This window comes from Nocardia sp. NPDC051981, assembly GCF_040680715.1.
Lineage (GTDB): Bacteria > Actinomycetota > Actinomycetes > Mycobacteriales > Mycobacteriaceae > Nocardia.
This window is the reverse complement of record NZ_JBFAXK010000018.1, coordinates 56,739-72,935: the sequence shown is the minus strand read 5'-3', so window position 1 is coordinate 72,935 and position 16,197 is coordinate 56,739. Positions and strand designations below refer to the sequence as shown.

Genomic DNA, 16,197 nt, shown 5'->3' with positions numbered 1-16,197 from the left:
GGGCCCGGCCGCCATGGTCAGTGGCTGACCGATTCGGATGTGCGGCGGGCGGTGTGCCGGTCGAGGAACGGGATGACCAGTTCGGCTACCCGGTCGGCGCACTGCGCGTGCGGGTAGTGGCCGCCGCCCTCCACCATGGCGACCCGGCCCAGTCCCGCCGGCATGGCCGCCACGATCGCCTCGGCCTCGGCCCGCGGGTCGGCGAAGTCCGGATCCTGGGTGCCCATGAGCACCAGTGCGGGACAGCGGATGTCGGCGATGCGAGCGTGCGCGTCGGCCGGGGTGGTGGCGCCGGTCTTCATGAATTCCGCCCAGCGGTCGGGTTGCCGCAGGATGGTCCGCAGGCCGGCGAGGAACTCCTCGTGATCGGCGGGCTTGGTCGGGTAGGCGATCTCCAGATAGCGGAACCACCACCGGAACGACCGCAGGCCCTGGGTGGCGAGCAGGCGCACCATGCCGCGACGGTACCGGCGGCTGGTGATCATCGTGCCGATGTGCAGCTGCTGGGTGAGGGTGAACGGGTCGATTTCGACGATGGCGCTCACCAACTCGGGGGCCTCCGCCGCCGCGATGGTGGCCGAGCCGCCCGACAGCGAATGCCCGACGATGACCGCGGGGCCCCCGAAATGCCGGATGACACCCAGCAGGTCGTGGGCAACGTCGGTGCGGCTGATGGCTTCCTTCCCGGTCACCGAGGGCCAGTTCGAGCTGGATTCGCCGTGCCCGCGCATATCGGCGTTCACCACCCGGTATCCGGCCGCGACCAGCGGCCCGACCAGGTGCCGGAACTCCCGCCGCCAGGTTCCCATGCCGTGCGACAGCACCACCAGCGGTCCGTCCCCGGCCACATCACACGCGATCCGCCCGTGCTCGAGCGTTACGAACTCGGTCATTTCCCGGTCCTTCCAAGCGATTTCGTTCCGGCCGCGTTTGCGGCATGCCGGAATTGAACGCCGGAATTCGATCCGGACCGAGGGCTCGGGCCGGACGGATCAGCGGTGTGGCCGATCCGGTCAGTCGCTGACCGTGTTTCCCGCGCTCGGGACAGTCACTCGTGTCGGAGCGCCGAACCAGGTGATCAGTGCCTCCCGCAGCCCGGGTTCGGCGGTGGCGGGGGATTCGCCGACCGTTGCGGCCCAGGCGATATGGGCGTCCGGGCGGATGAGGACGGCATCGGCGGGCCGGTCGTCGGTGGCGACGGTCCGGATGTCGACGCGGTCGCCCCACTGCTCGGCGATCTCGCGCAGGTCCGCGCGGTCGGCGAGATCGAGCAGCACGGGGCGGACGTCGTGCAGGGACTGGGTGATGCCGGTGTGCAGGCGCAGATCAGGGAGGAAGGCTCCGATCATGTTGTGGCCGTTGGGATTCTGCAGCGGATAGCGGATGTCGGCGCCCGCGATCATGGACCCCAGCCGCTGCAGGGCCGGTGCGTCGGTGAGCAGTTCCTGGAACAGCGTCCGGAGTGCCTCGGCCGCCGGATCGTCGCCGCGGCGCAGCGCCGCCTGCGCCTGGGTGTGCACCATGGTGCGGGCCGCCGCGAAGGAACGCTCCGCGTGGTAGCTGTCGAGCAGCCCGTCCGGGGCCCGGCCGTCGATGTCCGCGGCCAGCTTCCAGGCCAGGTTGACCGCGTCGAGCATGCCCGCGTTGAGGCCGACACCGGTGGCCGGGAACGTGTGCGCGGCATCGCCCGCCACCAGAATCCTTCCGGTGCGGAAGCTTTCGGCCCGGCGTGCCTGGAACTGGTAGCGGGACAACCGAATCGGATCACCGAGCGGCAGGTCGACGCCCAGGACGCGGCGGATGCTGTCGCTCAGCTCCGCCAAGGTCATCGGCTCGTTGTCATCGGTCTCCGTGGCGGTGTCCTCGGTGGTCTGAACCATGAGCATGCCGGCGGCGAGCGAGCCGACCGCGAACACGCCGCGCTCGGTGCGGGTGAAACCGGCGGGGACGACACCGTGCCCGACAACGTCCAGATCGCCGTTGTCCAGCATGGTCACCCCGGCTGCTACGGTGACCTGGCCCAGGCGGTTGACCTCCGGATAGGTGATGCCGGGGAAGGAGATTCCCGCCAACTCCCGGACCTTGCTGCGCGCACCGTCGCAGCCCACGACATAGTGGGCGGTCAGTTGATACCGGCCGTCCGGGCCCGACACCGCCACGGTGGCCCCGGCGTCGTCCTGCTCGATCCCGGTCACGGTGTGCCCGCGCCGCACCTCCCCACCGCGCTCGCGCACCAACTCGTCGAGCAGCTGCTCGAGTCGCGGCTGCGCGAGGTGCAGTGCGCGCAGCGGGGGATCCGGCAGCGGGCTCAGGTCCACCTGCAGTCCGCCGAACGGGAAGGCCGCCGCGGGGGCGACCGCCGCGCCGGCCGATTCGAACCGGTCCAGCAATCCTCGATAGCTCAGCAATTGCAGGATCTGCCCGCTGAATCCATTGGCCTTCGGCACGGTCCGCAGCACCGGACTGCGCTCCAGGACCACCGGCCGCACCCCGGCTGCCAGCAGTTCGGCGGCCAGCATCAGACCCGTCGGGCCCGCGCCCGCAATGATCACGTCGGCACTCGTCACACGCACTCGCGCTACTCCATTCCGCGGATTCTGGTTACGGCCAGCGATTCTGCGGCATACCGGGGGTCTTGCCGCAAGCCCGGGGGTGCGATATAAGTTGAAAAGGGAAGGGGATCACCGCTTCCCTTTGTCGATCGTCATCCGTTGCCGGATGTTCGAGGCGTTCGCGTCGGAGGAGAAGACGCTGCTGGCGAATCTGGGCCGGCACAACCAGTTGGCCAGAGCCCAGCCCGATTTCGCGGCGGCGTTCATGCGCCACCATCTGAGCCGGTAGCCTCGGACGCGGATTCAGGCGACCACAGGACGCCGGTGATCTCGCCCAGCAGGAAATCGCGTTCACGGACGCCGTTTTCCGACGTCTCCGCGGTGAAGTTCAGGTGCATGATGTTCTGCCTCTCGGGATGCCTTGCAACACAGGCACTCCCGGCGACAGCTACTTCGTACGCCCAACCGCGACCACGATGGGGAGCACCCACCTCGATACGTCGTTCATGGGTCTCACCTCCTTCGTGATGTCACGGTCCACGGCACGGTACCAACGCGGACCGGAGGCCGCAAGCGACGCGTCACGAGGCGGCCTGCTCGCCGAGCCTGTGGCGCAGCACTTTTCCGCTGGGGTTGCGGGGGAGCTCGGGGAGACGGATGAACTGCTTGGGCACCTTGTAGCGTTCCAGGCGGGTCCGGATGTGCTGTGCGAGGGCGTCGTCGCCGGGGTCGGCGTCGGTGGTCACCAGGTAGGCCCGCAGCACCTGGCCGTACTCGGGATCGGCGATGCCGACCACGATGACATCGGCGACGGCGGGATGCTCGGACAGCGCGTTCTCGACCTCGCGGGGATAGATGTTCTCGCCGCCGGAGACGATCATCTCGTCGTCGCGGCCGTCGATGTAGAGGCGGCCCTGCGCATCCAGGTGGCCCATATCGCCGACATTGACGTAGCCGTCGCGCACCTCCTTGATGGGGGCGGAGCCGGCGCGATCGGCGGTGTAGCCGTTGAAGCCCAGACCGCCGCGCACGAAGACCGTGCCGGTCTCGCCGATCGCGGCCGGGGTGCGGTCGGCGCGCAGAATGCGTACGGAGACACCGAGAATGGGGCGTCCCACGGTTTTGGGGGAGTACGCGAGATCCGCGGGTGTGGCGATGGAGACGACGCCCGCCTCGGTGGAGCCGTAACCATTGACCAGCCGGGGACCGAAGTCGCGCAGGAATTTCGCGATGGTGTTCGGTGAGATCGGCGCCGCGCCGGTCAACGCCAGGCGCAGTGCGGACAGGTCGTAGCGGCGGCGGATCTCGTCGGGCAGGGCGGCGAGCCGTTGGATCATGATCGGGACGCCGATGAACACGGTCGCGCGGTGGCGCTGGATATCGGCCAGGGCCAGTTCGGGATCGAAGCGGCGGCGCGTGACCGCTGTCGCGCCCAGGGCCAGCTGACCGGCCAGCGCGCCGAGGCCGAAACCATGGAAGAACGGGGGCGCGACGATCGCGATATCGCGGTGGGACAGGCGTGCGGCGGCGGCCAGCGAGGCGGCAGCCTCCAGCGCGGGCCGCAGGCCGATCTTGCGGGCGACGCCCTTGGCCATACCGGAGGTGCCCGAGGTCAGCAGGGTGATCCGGGCGGGCTGCCGGGCCAGCGGCGGGGACGGATGCCGTTGCCGGGCAAGCTGATCCAGCGTCGGCAGCTCGGATCGGACCTGGGCGTCGCGCCAGCCGCGCACCTGGATGCCGGGGTAGCCCGCCTCGGCGAGCACCGCGAGATATTCGTCATCGTGGACGAGGATGTCCGGCGCGTGCCGTTCCAGGATGCGGGCCAGCTGGGCGGCGGGGAGTTCGGTATTGAGGAAGACCAGCTCGCAGCCCAGACGGCTGCCCGCGATCACCGCCTCGACGAAGCCGCGGTGATTGCGGCACAGAATGCCCACGGTGCGCAGGTCCGGCGCGAGCGAATGCAGCGCTGCGGCAATGGCTTCGGAGCGGCGCATGAGTTCCCGGTAGGTGACCGCGCCGGATTCGTCGATCAGGGCGATCCGATCCGGGTGGCGGGCCGCGGAGACGGCGATGAGCAGACCCAGTGACGGGCCGTAGGCGTGGTAGCCGCGGGCGATCGACACCGCGGCAGCCGGGCCGATCGGGTGCAGTGCGCCCGAGGTGGTGATCGCGGAAAGGGCTGTGCCCCAATAGAGGAGCGTACTAGTGCGCATCGCCCGTGCCCTTCCCGTGCACCGCGCGGAGAGCGGCCTCGGTGTCGCCGAGCCGCTGGTAGACGGCGGTGAAGGCGATCTCCAGTGGCACGCGCAGGATCGGGGTGAGTATCGAGGTCGCATACCCGTAGGCGGGAATCATCATGCGCGGCTTGGTGATCAGCGCCCGTGCCACACCCCTGGCGGCCTCGGCGGGGGACTGGCCGGGCATCGCGGACATCCAGCGGCTGGGCGCGCTCATCCGGGTGTGCATGAGCCCGGCGTAGATGGTGGTGAGGGTGACCCCGTCCGGCCGCGCCTCCATGCCCACCGCGCGCATCCACACATCGAAGGCGGCTTTGGAGGACAGGTAGAAACCCCACTTCGGGACCACCGGAAAGAGCACGCCGACTGTGGAGATGTTCACGATGTGGCCGCTGCCGCGCGCCCGCATGCCCGGCAGCAGGGCCAGCGTGAGGCTGATCGGGCCGAGATAGTTGGCGGTCGAGGTGGCGGTGAGATCCTTCGGCCGGTCGTAGGACAGGTGGATCGAGCGGCGTAATGACTTGCCCTCGTTGTGAATCAGATAGTCGACATGGTCGAAGCGGGCGAAGATATCCTCGGCGAAGGCCGAGATCGATGCCGGCTCGGCCAGATCCAGGCGGATCGCCACCGCCTTGCCGCCCGCCGCGGTGATCTCGTCCGCCACCGCCCGCAGCTGATCGACCGAGCGCGCGCCGAGCACGACGGTCGCGCCGGCGGCGGCGAGCATCCGGGCGGTCTCGGCGCCCAGGCCGTGGGACGCGCCGGTGACCACGGCGATCTTGCCCTCCACCTCGCGGCGCAGGCGGGCGGGGTCGGCGATGCCGCGCGGGCCGATGAGCCACGCTACGGCCCGGCCGACGGGGCCCGCCGCCAGGGCATTGTTGGGTCGGTGGAGGAGTTCCACTAGCTCGTCTCGCTTCGTTCGGTCCGCTGTTCTCGTGGTTCGGTGCGCTGCTGCGCGCCGGTCGGGTCCAGCAGGGCGGCGATGGTGCGGGAGGTCAGGGTGATGGACGGGTCGAGCGCCAAAGTCGTTTGCACCGTGGCGAATCCGGCGGCGAGCACCAGGCTCTGCAGCTGAGCGCGATCCGGCTCCGGCTCGGTGAGCCAGCGCGCCGTGGCGCCCTCCACGAAGGCCAGCCACCCGTCCATGGCGATCCGGATGGCGGAACCCTCACCCGCGGAGACGATTTCGGTGAGCAGCGCCGCCACCAGCCGGTCCCGATGCCGCTCGTGCTGCGCCAGCAACCGCTCGTCGGCCCCCGCGCGCGGCGTCATGATCAGCGCGGTCCCGTGCTGCTGCACGAAATCCAGATAGATCCCGAACCCCAGCGTCAGCCGCTCCATCGCGGAACCCCGCAACTCCTGCAGCCGATCCCAGAAGTCCTCGAACACGGCCTCGTGCACCGCCAGATACAACTCGTACTTCCCCCCGAAGTGATATCCGATCGACCCCACCGCGGCCCCCGCCGCCGCCGCGATCTCCGCGATCGACACCTCCTCGTACCGCCGGTCCGAGAATGCCCTCCGCCCCGCCTCCAGCAACGCCGCCCGAGACTCCCGCCCCCGCCGATTCACCTGAACCGCCCGGGCCCCACTTTTTGAACCCCGTTCAACTTCGGCCACCCTCGCAGCCTAACCAACTTCTTGAACCAGATTCAAGAACTGATTTTCAACCGTCTCCGCCCAGGTCGCTGCTGGGTTCAGGCGTCAGCGCGGGTGAGGACGGCGATGGGGAAGTGGCGGGGGCTGAGGGCTCGGTAGGTGGTGAAGTGGGGGTAGGCGGCGGTGAGGGTTCGCCAGTGGGTGGCGTATTCGGTGTCGTCGGTGACTACGCGGGTGGTGACGGGAAAGGTTTCGCGGCCGATGCGGACGCTGGCGTGGTCGGCGGCCAGGAGGTTTTTCCACCAGTTCGGGGTGCCGGGGTTGCCGCCGTTGGAGCCGCAGACCAGGAGGGTGTCGCCGGAGCGGACCAGCATGAGCATGACGGGGCGGGGTTGGCCGGATTTGCGGCCGGGGACGGTCAATTCGAGGACCGGGTGGCCGAAGAGGGTGGCGAAGCGGGTGCCGCCGAAGCGGTCGAAGAGGCGGCGGTGCAGGCGGGCATAGAAGCGGGCGACCGCGCCGAGATGGGTGCTGGAGTAGTAGTTGAACCGACCCGCGAGGGTCAGCGGGCCGGAATCGGTGCCGGGCATTGGAGGTCCCCTCGGGTCGGCGGTCGTACGGGCTCAATGTACATGGTGTCCAGTGAGTTGACGTAGTGGCTCCTGAAGGGTGGTGCCGTGCTCAGACCAGCCGCGAGGTGATCGGCCGGTTCCTGCGGGCCACGCAAACCGGTGATCTGCGGACCCTCATGGATGTGCTGGCCCCCGATGTCGTCCAGATCTCCGACGGCGGCGGCAAGGTGAGTGCGGCGCGCCGCCCGGTCATCGGCGCGGAGCGCGTCGCTCACTATCTGATCGGGCTGAGCCGGAAAGCCATGGCGGACATGACCGTCGAGGTCGGCACCTACAACGCGCTGCCCGCCCTGCTGCTGCGCACCGCCGATGGACGCCTCGGCACCGTCGAGTTGATCAAGACCTCCGGCGACCGCATCACCGGGCTGTACGTCATCCGCAACCCGGACAAGCTGGGGACCGTCGAACTGACCCGCGCCCTGGAACGGTGACCCGGGCGCTCGGCGGTCGCTGAACCGTTGTGTGACTGGAGATTTCAGCGGCCGGCCGCGGGCGGATCAGTTCACGCAGGGGATCTTCGAACCGATCTGGGTGGTGACGGGGTTGCCGGAATCGGGTGCGTCCGTGGTGGTGTCGGTGGCCGCGGCGCTGGTCGAGGAGCCGCCCGCGGTGGTGGTCGGGCTGGTGGTGGCGGCGGTCGGGTCCAGCGACGCCGGAATCTCGAGATCCGCGCCGACGACCAGCTTCACGTGCCCGCTGGATACCTCGGTGGACGGGCTCACCGGGATCCCGCCGAACATCTCCGACAGCTGCTTGGCGTCGGTATCGGCGCCGGTGCCGTAGTAGATGGTCGAGGTGGTGCCGTCGGCGTAGGTGGCGTTGGCGACGTCACCGGCCGGGAATCCCTTGGCGGTCAGCAACTTCGACACCTTGGCGGCCTGGCCGGGCGTGCCGCTGGCATTGGCCACGTCCAGCGTCGAGGTGGGCGTGGTGGCCGGCGCGCTGGGCGCGGCCGGGGTGGAGACGCCGAACGCCTCGCGCACCGTCTTCTTGATCGCCACTGGATCGATGACGTTCACGTCCTGGCCGTCGACCGTGTCGTAGCGCAGCACCGGCAGCGTGCGGAACTCCACCGTCGGGTTCTCCGCGCGGCCCAGCGTGGTGGCGAAATCGGTGAGGCTCCAGCCGTCCGACAGCACCACGTCCTTGTGCGCCACATCCATCAGCGCCTTGAGCCGGCCCGGATTGGCCAGCGTCTCCGAGCCCTTCAAGGAATTGGCCACTGAGGTCAGGAACGCCTGCTGCCGGTGGGTGCGGTCGAGGTCGCCGTTCTCCAGCCCGTGCCGCTGCCGCACGAACGCCAGCGCGTCGGAGCCGTCCAGGTGCTGGTGCCCGGCGGGGAACTGCGCGCCGGAGTAGTAGCTGTCGTCCACGGCGTGATTGAGGCACACGTCGACGCCGCCGAGCGCGGTCGCGAGGTCGTAGAAGCCGGCCAGGGAGATCTCCGCGAACCGGTTGATGGGCACGCCTGTGAGCGCTTTCACAGTCTGAACGATGCTGGCGCGGCCCGCTTCTCGGCCCTGACGCTCCAGATCGGGCCCGTCGGCCATGCCCTTCGCCTTGAGTTTCTCCTCGACCGTGTACTTCTTGAGGCCGTAGGACTCCTTGATCTTGGCGTGGTCGTAACCCGGAATGCCCTGCACCGGAACGTAGTCGTCGCGCGGGATGGAGAACGCGATGATGTGCTTCAGATCCTTCGGAATATGCACCAGGATAAGAGAATTGGCGTTGTAGCCGCCCTCTGAGCCGTCACCGGCGTGCAGCTGGTCGAGGATCTCCTTGGGTAGATCGTTGCCGTTCAGGTCTTTCCGGGTGTCCAGGCCGATCAGCAGCATGTTGATGTCGCCGTCGAGATTGACGTCCTCCGGCGCGATCGCGCCCGAGCGGACGAAGCCGGCATCGAAGTCGTTGCGGCCGTACCAGACCATGCCTGTTACGCCGATCACACCCGCGGCTACCAGGGCCGTGATGCCGCGTCCGGCGAGGCGCAGGCGCCTGTCGCGCTCGCGCTGGGCCGCGGTGCGATCGGGCTTGCCGCCGCTGCGATCACGCTTGCCATCGGTGTCATCACGCTTACCAGCGGCACGCCGCTTGTCCGCGCGCCGGCTGGTGGAGTCCGTCTCGGCGCGCCGCGAACGGCGGGGAGTCGGGTTTGGCGTCTCCGGTGCCCGGCGGGTGCGGCCCGGCTGGGGGCCGACGACCGGCAACGGTTGGGTGGCGTCGTCGTACATGGCGCCCTCGAGTGTGCCGTAAGCGGCGCTCTCTGTCAGATTTCCGCCCGGTTGTGAATGAGCTTGCACAGTCGTGCATAATCATCACATGGTGGATACCTCGAACGGGCCCCTGCGGGTCGCGGTAGCTGGTGCGAGCGGGTACGCGGGCGGTGAAGTCCTGCGCCTGCTGCTCGGTCATCCAGCCTACCGAAGCGGGCGCCTCGAGATCGGGGCGCTGACCGCGGGGTCCAATGCCGGTACCACCCTGGGTGAGCTGCAGCCACATCTGCTGCCGCTGGCCGATCGGGTGCTCGCGCCGACCACCGTCGAGGAGCTCTCCGGCCACGATGTGGTCTTCCTCGGCCTGCCGCACGGGCAGTCCGCGGCGATCGCCACGGCGTTGCCGGAGTCCACGATCATCATCGACTGCGGCGCCGACTTCCGGCTGACCGATCCGGCGGCGTGGGAGAAGTATTACGGCACCCCGCACGCCGGCAGCTGGCCCTACGGGTTGCCCGAGTTGCCCGGCGGGCGCGAGAAGCTGCGCGGCGCCACCCGGATCGCCGTCCCCGGCTGCTACCCGACCGTGTCGAGCCTGGCGCTGGCCCCGGCCGTCGCGGCCGGAATCATCGAACCGCGTGTGAATGTGGTTGCGGTGAGCGGCACGTCGGGCGCGGGCCGCAAACTCGATGTGGGCCTGCTGGGCTCGGAGGTGATGGGCTCGCTGCGGGCCTACGGCATCGCCGGCGCGCACCGGCACACCCCCGAGATCGCGCAGAACCTGAAGGCCGCCACCGGATCCGGCGCCGACGTGAGCGTGTCGTTCACCCCGGTGCTGGCCCCGCTGCCGCGCGGCATCCTGGCCACCTGCACCGCCCCCACCACTGTGGACGCCGCCACCGCGCGCGCCGTCTACGAGAAGGCCTACGCCGACGAGCCTTTCGTGCATCTGCTGCCGGAAGGCGTACTGCCGCAGACCGGTTCGGTGCTCGGCTCCAATGCCGTCACCCTCCAGGTCACCGTGGACACCGACGCCGGGCTGCTGGTGGTCATCGGCGCGATCGACAACCTGACCAAGGGCACCGCGGGCGCCGCGGTGCAATCGATGAATCTGGCTCTCGGAATCGACGAGACCGCAGGACTTTCCACCGTAGGAGTGGCACCGTGACGATCGACAACGGCAAGCTGGTGCGGACCCAGGGCGTCACCGCACCGCTGGGCTTCCGGGCCGCGGGCATCGCCGCCGGCATCAAGAAGAGCGGCAAACCGGACCTGGCGCTGGTGTTCAACGAGGGCCCGGAGTACGCGGCCGCCGGCGTGTTCACCCGCAACAAGGTCAAGGCCGCGCCGGTGCTGTGGTCGCAGCAGGTGCTGACCGGCGGCCGGCTGCGCGCGGTCATCCTGAATTCCGGTGGCGCCAACGCGTGCACCGGCCCGGGCGGCTTCCAGGACACCCACGCCACCGCCGAGGAACTGGCGAAGGCGTTGAGCAACTGGGGAACCGAGACCGGCGCGGGCGAGATCGCGGTCTGCTCCACCGGTTTGATCGGCGACCGGCTGCCCATGGACAGGCTCATCCCGGCCGTCACCGAGATCGTGCACGAGATGGGCGGCGGCCTGTCCGGCGGCGCCGAGGCCGCGCGGGCCATCATGACCACCGACACCGTGCCGAAGGAAACCGCCTTCCACCACCGGGACAAGTGGAACGTGGGCGGCATGGCCAAGGGCGCGGGCATGCTCGCGCCGTCGCTGGCCACCATGCTCGTGGTGCTCACCACCGATGTGGTCGCCACCCCGCAGCAGCTGGACGAGGCGCTGCGCAATGCCACGAAGTACACCTTCGACCGGCTCGACGTGGACGGCTCCTGCTCCACCAACGACACCGTGCTGCTGCTGGCCAACGGCGCCTCGGGCGTCACCCCGGGCCAGGCGGATCTGAACGCGGCCGTGCTCGCGGTCTGCGACGACCTGGCCGAGCAGCTCATGTCCGACGCCGAGGGTGTCACCAAGCGCGTGCACATCACCGTGCAGGGCGCGGTCAGCGAAGAGGAAGCGCTCATCGGTGCGCGGGCGCTGGCCCGCGACAGCCTGGTCAAGACCGCGTTCTTCGGCTCCGACCCGAACTGGGGCCGGGTGCTGGCGTCCATCGGCATCGCGCCTATCGAACTGGATCCGAACCGGGTCTCGGTGTCGTTCAACGGATCTCCGGTGTGCATCGACGGCGTGGGCGCACCGGGCGCCCGCGAGGTCGACCTGTCCGGCCCGGACATCCAGGTGCTGGTGGAGCTGGGTTTGGGCGACGGCGCGGCCACTGTTCGCACCACCGACCTCTCGCACGGCTACGTCGAAGAGAACTCGGCCTACAGCTCATGAGCGATGTGGTGAAACAGCTTTCGGCCCTCGACAAGGCGCACGTCCTCGCCGACGCGCTGCCGTGGCTGCAGAAGTTCCGCGACAAGATCGTGGTCGTGAAGTACGGCGGCAACGCCATGGTCGACGACGAGCTCAAGCGGGCCTTCGCGGCCGACATGGCCTTCCTGCGCACCGTCGGCGTGCACCCGGTGGTGGTGCACGGCGGCGGCCCGCAGATCAGCGCCATGCTGAAGAAGCTCGGCATGACGGGCGAATTCCGCGGCGGCTTCCGCGTCACCACGCCCGAGGTCATGGACGTCGTGCGCATGGTGCTGTTCGGGCAGGTCGGCCGGGAACTGGTGGGGCTCGTCAATGCCCACGGCCCGTACGCGGTCGGCATCTCCGGCGAGGACGCCCGGCTGTTCACCGCCACCCGTCGCACCGTGCAGGTCGACGGTGAGGCCACCGATATCGGCCTGGTCGGCGACGTCACCGAGGTGAATCCCGACGCTGTGCTGGATCTCATTGCGGCGGGCCGGATTCCGGTCGTCTCCACCATCGCCCCGGACGCCGACGGCGTGGTGCACAACATCAATGCCGACACCGCGGCGGCCGCGCTGGCCCAGGGCATCGGCGCGGAGAAGCTGGTCATCCTCACCGATGTCGAGGGCCTGTACACGAATTGGCCCGACCGGTCCTCGCTGACCAGCCGCATCGACACCGACGAGCTGGCCAAGTTGCTGCCGTCGCTGGATGAGGGCATGGTGCCCAAGATGGAAGCCTGCCTGCGCGCCGTGGAGGGCGGCGTCCCGACCGCGCACGTGATCGACGGGCGCGTCGCCCACTCGGTCCTGCTGGAACTGTTCACCGGGGAAGGCATCGGCACGATGGTCACCCCCGCACAGGAGATCTCATGAGCGAGCGTAGCGAGCGGAAAATGAACACAGCCACGAGTGTGCTCGTGCTGGAGCCGAGCGCTAGCGAGGTGGAAGCATGAGCACAGCCGACATCCAGCAGCGGTGGAACACCGCGCTGATGAACAACTACGGCACCCCCAAGGTGGCGCTGGTGCGCGGCGCCGGCGCGGTCGTCTACGACGCCGACGGCAAGCGCTACCTCGACTTCCTGGGCGGCATCGCGGTCAACAGCCTCGGTCACGCGCACCCGGCCATCCTGAACGCGGTCACCCAGCAGCTCGGCACCCTGGGCCACGTCTCGAATCTGTATGCCAGCGAACCGGTCATCGAGCTGGCCGAGCGGCTGCTCGCGCACTTCGGCGACGGGCACGGCAAGGCGTTCTTCTGCAACTCCGGCACCGAGGCCAACGAAGCCGCCTTCAAGATGGCGCGGCTCACCGGGCGCCGGAAGATCATCGCCTGCGAGGAGGCCTTCCACGGCCGCACCATGGGCGCGCTCGCACTGACCGGCCAGCCCTCGAAGCGGGAACCGTTCGAGCCCATGCCGCCCGGCGTCATCCACGTGCCCTACGGCGACGCGCCGGCGCTGGCCGCCGCCGTCGACCAGGACACGGCCGCGGTGTTCCTGGAACCCATCATGGGGGAGAGCGGCGTCGTGGTGCCCCCGGCCGACTACCTGGCCAAGGCCCGCGCCATCACCAAAGAGCAAGGCGCGCTGCTGATCCTGGACGAGGTGCAGACCGGCATCGGCCGCACCGGCGCGTTCTACGCGCACCAGGCCGCGGGCATCGTGCCCGATGTCATCACCCTGGCCAAGGGCCTGGGCGGCGGCCTGCCCATCGGTGCGGTGCTGGCCCAGGGCCCGGCCGCGGAGCTGCTGCAGCCGGGCATGCACGGCACCACCTTCGGCGGCAATCCGGTGTGCGCGGCGGCGGCGCTGGCCGTGCTGCGGACCATCGACGAAGACGGCCTGCTCTCACACGTGGAGACGGTGGGCAAGATCCTCGTCGACGGGATCGAGAACCTCGGCCACCCGCTGGTCGACCACGTGCGCGGTGCCGGTCTGCTCATCGGCATCCAGCTGACCGCCGATGCCTCCACGGACGTGGAGCTGGCCGCCCGGGAGGCCGGGTACCTGCTGAATCCGGCCAAGCCCAACGTGATTCGCCTCGCTCCGCCCCTGGTGCTCACCGAGACCCAGGCGGAGAACTTCCTGTCCGACCTGCCCGGCATCCTCGATGCCGCCCAGGCCCAGAAGGAGACCAAGTGACCATCCGGCATTTCCTGCGTGACGACGACGTCACCCCCGCCGAGCAGGCCGAGATCCTCGCGCTGGCAGCGGAACTGAAGGCCGCACCGCAGTCGCGGCGGCCGCTGGAGGGCCCGCGCGGCGTCGCGGTCATGTTCGAGAAGAACTCCACCCGCACCCGGTTCTCGTTCGAGATGGGCATCGCCCAGCTCGGCGGGCACGCCGTCGTGGTCGACGGCCGCGACACCCAGCTGGGACGCGAGGAGACCCTCGCCGACACCGGCCGCGTGCTGTCGCGGTATGTGGACGCCATCGTCTGGCGCACCTTCGAGCAGACGCGCCTGGACGAGATGGCCGGCGCCGCAACGGTTCCCGTCGTCAATGCGCTGTCCAACGAGTTCCACCCCTGCCAGGTGCTGGCGGATCTGCAGACGCTGAAGGAGCGCAAGGGCTCCGACCTGAGCGGCCGCAACCTCACCTACCTCGGCGACGGCGCGAACAATATGGCGCACTCGCTCATGCTCGGCGGCGTCACCGCGGGCATGAACGTGACCATCGCCGCCCCGGAGGGTTTCGAGCCGTTCGGCTGGATCGTCGACGCCGCCCAGAAGCGGGCCGCCGAGACCGGCGCGACCATCACCATCACCCACGACCCGCAGGCCGCGGCCGAGGGCGCGGACGCGCTGGTCACCGACGCCTGGACCTCCATGGGTCAGGAGAACGACGGCCGCGACCGGGTCGCCCCGTTCCGTCCGTTCCAGGTCAATGCCGAGCTGCTGGCCCGCGCGGCCACGGATGTGACCGTGCTGCACTGTCTTCCGGCGCACCGCGGCGAGGAGATCACCGACGAGGTCATCGACGGCCCGCACAGCGCGGTCTGGGACGAGGCCGAGAATCGCCTGCACGCGCAGAAGGCGCTGCTGGTGTGGCTGCTGGAGCGATACCAGCGAGGCGAGAGGTGAGCAGCGGCGAACGTCGCACGGCCGCACCGGTGTCGAGCAAGTCCGGTGCGGCCATCGCCCGCACCCGCGCCGGCCGGCAGGCCCGCATCGTCGCCATCCTCTCCCAGCACGAGGTGCGCAGCCAGTCGGAACTGGCCGTGCTGCTCTCGTCCGAGGGCATCGAGACCACCCAGGCGACACTGTCCCGCGATCTCGACGAACTCGGCGCGGTCAAGTTGCGCGCGGCCGACGGCGGCGCGGGCGTGTACGTGGTCCCGGAGGACGGCAGCCCCGTCCGCGGCGTCACCGGCGGCACCGAACGCCTCTCGAAACTGCTCGGCGACCTGCTGGTCTCCACCGACGCCAGCGGCAATATCGCCGTCCTGCGCACGCCGCCGGGCGCCGCGCACTTCCTGGCCAGCGCCCTCGACCGCGCTGCCCTGCCCGAGGTGGTCGGCACCATCGCGGGCGACGACACCATCGCCGTCATTGCCCGCGAGCCCACGACCGGCGCGGAGCTGGCTGCCAAGATCGAACAGCTGGCCTGAATCGGACTGTGCCGCAGGATAATTGCGGTAGTGGGGTGCGGGTGCGGGCGTACGCTCGGTAGGAAGGACATCCCCGAGCAAGGAACGCACATGTGCGAAGGCTATGGACTGATCGGATCCTTCGAAGCCGGGACGCGGGAGCGGCCTCACGTTCCCGAGGAGGTCCGGCCCAGCCTGCGCCGGACCGACGACGGGGTCTGGGTGGTCATGGCCCGCAAGGTGGCCCGGCACATCGACGGGGATCGGTTCATACCGGCGACCGGCGGCGCGCCCTACCCGCGTGACGCGATCGCCGAGTGCCGGCGCGGCCGGAGTCACGCGGTGCCGGACGAGGACTGCAGCTGCGGCTTCCACGCCGTATCCGAAGCCGCACCGGAACCCTACGGCGGCCGCTTCACCGTGCTCGAGGTCGCGCTCTCCGGGCGGATCCTGGCCTCGCACTGGATTCGCGGCGGCCTGCTCTTCCGCGCCGAACGCCAGACCGTCATCACCTGGTCGGATATCACTGTGCCGCAACCGGTCCGGCTGCCGGACCGACCCCCGCAGCCGCCCACCCCGCCCCTGGAGCCCGGCGGTCGCACCGCCCGCCTGCGCCCGCCCGACCCGCGTGGCCTGGACCGCGCCGGATTGCGCCTGCCGGTGCGTGAGCCCCAGGTCGTACGCCTCGCCGACGATGCGGGCTACTGCGTGCTCGATGCTCGCCAGCCTCGCGGACAGAGAAATCGGTGGCAGCATCACGAGGATGCCACCACCGGCGGGGTGCTGATGCCGATCGAGATCAGTTGAACGGGTACTGGCCGGGCGGAACCGAGCCGCCCTGGCCCTGTGCGCCGGAGGCGATGAGATCCTGTACGAGCTGCACTGCCGCTCCTCCGATGGACAGGATGTCGCGGCCGAGGGTGCCTACGATCTGAGCGAGTGTCGAGAGCATGGCGGAATCCTTCGGTTGACCCG

At 69.7% G+C, this 16,197-nt stretch carries 17 protein-coding genes and 1 pseudogene; 9 read left to right on the top strand and 9 right to left on the bottom strand.

The genetic code is table 11. The features are described 5' to 3' along the window. Positions 1-17: 17 nt before the first annotated feature. Positions 18-893 (bottom strand): alpha/beta hydrolase, encoded by an 876-nt coding sequence (locus AB0L60_RS27695; protein WP_364619377.1) that lies wholly within the window; start codon positions 891-893, stop codon positions 18-20. Between the two features lie 120 nt (positions 894-1,013). Next, positions 1,014-2,573 (bottom strand): FAD-dependent monooxygenase, encoded by a 1,560-nt coding sequence (locus AB0L60_RS27690; protein WP_364619375.1) that lies wholly within the window; start codon positions 2,571-2,573, stop codon positions 1,014-1,016. Positions 2,574-2,718: 145 nt separating this feature from the next. On the opposite strand from AB0L60_RS27690, the gene AB0L60_RS27685 reads away from it, so the two are divergent. After that, positions 2,719-2,841, top strand: coding sequence for a hypothetical protein (locus AB0L60_RS27685; RefSeq protein ID WP_364619372.1), 123 nt, complete (start codon positions 2,719-2,721; stop codon positions 2,839-2,841). A 4-nt stretch (positions 2,842-2,845) separates the two neighbouring features. On the opposite strand, the pseudogene AB0L60_RS27680 reads toward AB0L60_RS27685, so the two are convergent. The 5 genes and pseudogenes from AB0L60_RS27680 to AB0L60_RS27660 form a co-directional block, all read right to left on the bottom strand. Next, positions 2,846-2,944: pseudogene (locus tag AB0L60_RS27680) on the bottom strand (alpha/beta hydrolase); the annotation flags it as partial. 189 nt (positions 2,945-3,133) lie between these two features. Further along, positions 3,134-4,765 carry an AMP-binding protein gene (locus tag AB0L60_RS27675; RefSeq protein WP_364619369.1) on the bottom strand — a complete coding sequence of 544 codons (1,632 nt, stop codon included), beginning with the start codon at positions 4,763-4,765 and terminating at the stop codon, positions 3,134-3,136. After that, the gene (locus AB0L60_RS27670; RefSeq protein WP_364619367.1) at positions 4,755-5,693 is read right to left on the bottom strand and encodes an SDR family NAD(P)-dependent oxidoreductase; all 939 of its coding nucleotides are present in this window, start codon (positions 5,691-5,693) and stop codon (positions 4,755-4,757) included. Before AB0L60_RS27670 ends, AB0L60_RS27675 begins: the two co-directional genes overlap by 11 nt. Further along, on the bottom strand, positions 5,693-6,364 hold the full coding sequence (locus tag AB0L60_RS27665) for a TetR family transcriptional regulator (RefSeq protein ID WP_364619364.1): 672 nt from the start codon (positions 6,362-6,364) through the stop codon (positions 5,693-5,695). Before AB0L60_RS27665 ends, AB0L60_RS27670 begins: the two co-directional genes overlap by 1 nt. A 125-nt stretch (positions 6,365-6,489) precedes the next feature. Continuing rightward, positions 6,490-6,981, bottom strand: coding sequence for a nitroreductase/quinone reductase family protein (locus tag AB0L60_RS27660; RefSeq protein ID WP_364619362.1), 492 nt, complete (start codon positions 6,979-6,981; stop codon positions 6,490-6,492). A gap of 65 nt (positions 6,982-7,046) precedes the next feature. Between AB0L60_RS27660 and AB0L60_RS27655 the strand changes: the two genes are divergently transcribed. Further along, positions 7,047-7,454 carry a hypothetical protein gene (locus AB0L60_RS27655; RefSeq protein WP_364619359.1) on the top strand — a complete coding sequence of 136 codons (408 nt, stop codon included), beginning with the start codon at positions 7,047-7,049 and terminating at the stop codon, positions 7,452-7,454. Between the two features lie 66 nt (positions 7,455-7,520). On the opposite strand, the gene AB0L60_RS27650 is transcribed toward AB0L60_RS27655, so the two are convergent. Beyond that, positions 7,521-9,323, bottom strand: a complete 1,803-nt coding sequence (locus AB0L60_RS27650) for an LCP family protein (protein ID WP_364619356.1) — start codon at positions 9,321-9,323, stop codon at positions 7,521-7,523. Positions 9,324-9,342: 19 nt separating this feature from the next. On the opposite strand from AB0L60_RS27650, the gene argC reads away from it, so the two are divergent. From argC to AB0L60_RS27615, 7 genes are all read left to right on the top strand, one after another. Continuing rightward, positions 9,343-10,404, top strand: a complete 1,062-nt coding sequence (argC, locus tag AB0L60_RS27645) for an N-acetyl-gamma-glutamyl-phosphate reductase (RefSeq protein WP_354848526.1) — start codon at positions 9,343-9,345, stop codon at positions 10,402-10,404. Then, entirely contained in the window at positions 10,401-11,609 is a 1,209-nt protein-coding gene (gene argJ, locus AB0L60_RS27640) for a bifunctional glutamate N-acetyltransferase/amino-acid acetyltransferase ArgJ (protein ID WP_364619353.1), read from the top strand. Before argC ends, argJ begins: the two co-directional genes overlap by 4 nt. Next, positions 11,606-12,505, top strand: coding sequence for an acetylglutamate kinase (argB, locus tag AB0L60_RS27635; RefSeq protein ID WP_364619349.1), 900 nt, complete (start codon positions 11,606-11,608; stop codon positions 12,503-12,505). The genes argJ and argB overlap by 4 nt, the downstream gene beginning before the upstream one ends. A gap of 76 nt (positions 12,506-12,581) precedes the next feature. Next, complete coding sequence (locus AB0L60_RS27630) at positions 12,582-13,775, top strand: acetylornithine transaminase (protein WP_364619347.1); 1,194 nt, start codon at positions 12,582-12,584, stop codon at positions 13,773-13,775. Continuing rightward, a complete protein-coding gene (gene argF, locus AB0L60_RS27625; RefSeq protein ID WP_364619344.1) occupies positions 13,772-14,716 on the top strand; it encodes an ornithine carbamoyltransferase in 945 nt (314 codons plus the stop codon). Before AB0L60_RS27630 ends, argF begins: the two co-directional genes overlap by 4 nt. Positions 14,717-14,745: 29 nt before the next feature. Then, a complete protein-coding gene (locus AB0L60_RS27620; RefSeq protein ID WP_364619629.1) occupies positions 14,746-15,243 on the top strand; it encodes an arginine repressor in 498 nt (165 codons plus the stop codon). A gap of 90 nt (positions 15,244-15,333) precedes the next feature. Next, positions 15,334-16,029: a hypothetical protein gene (locus AB0L60_RS27615; RefSeq protein WP_364619341.1), complete on the top strand. Its 696-nt coding sequence runs from the start codon at positions 15,334-15,336 to the stop codon at positions 16,027-16,029. On the opposite strand, the gene AB0L60_RS27610 is transcribed toward AB0L60_RS27615, so the two are convergent. After that, positions 16,022-16,174, bottom strand: a complete 153-nt coding sequence (locus AB0L60_RS27610; RefSeq protein ID WP_364619338.1) for a hypothetical protein — start codon at positions 16,172-16,174, stop codon at positions 16,022-16,024. The genes AB0L60_RS27615 and AB0L60_RS27610 overlap by 8 nt on opposite strands. Positions 16,175-16,197 lie beyond the last annotated feature (23 nt).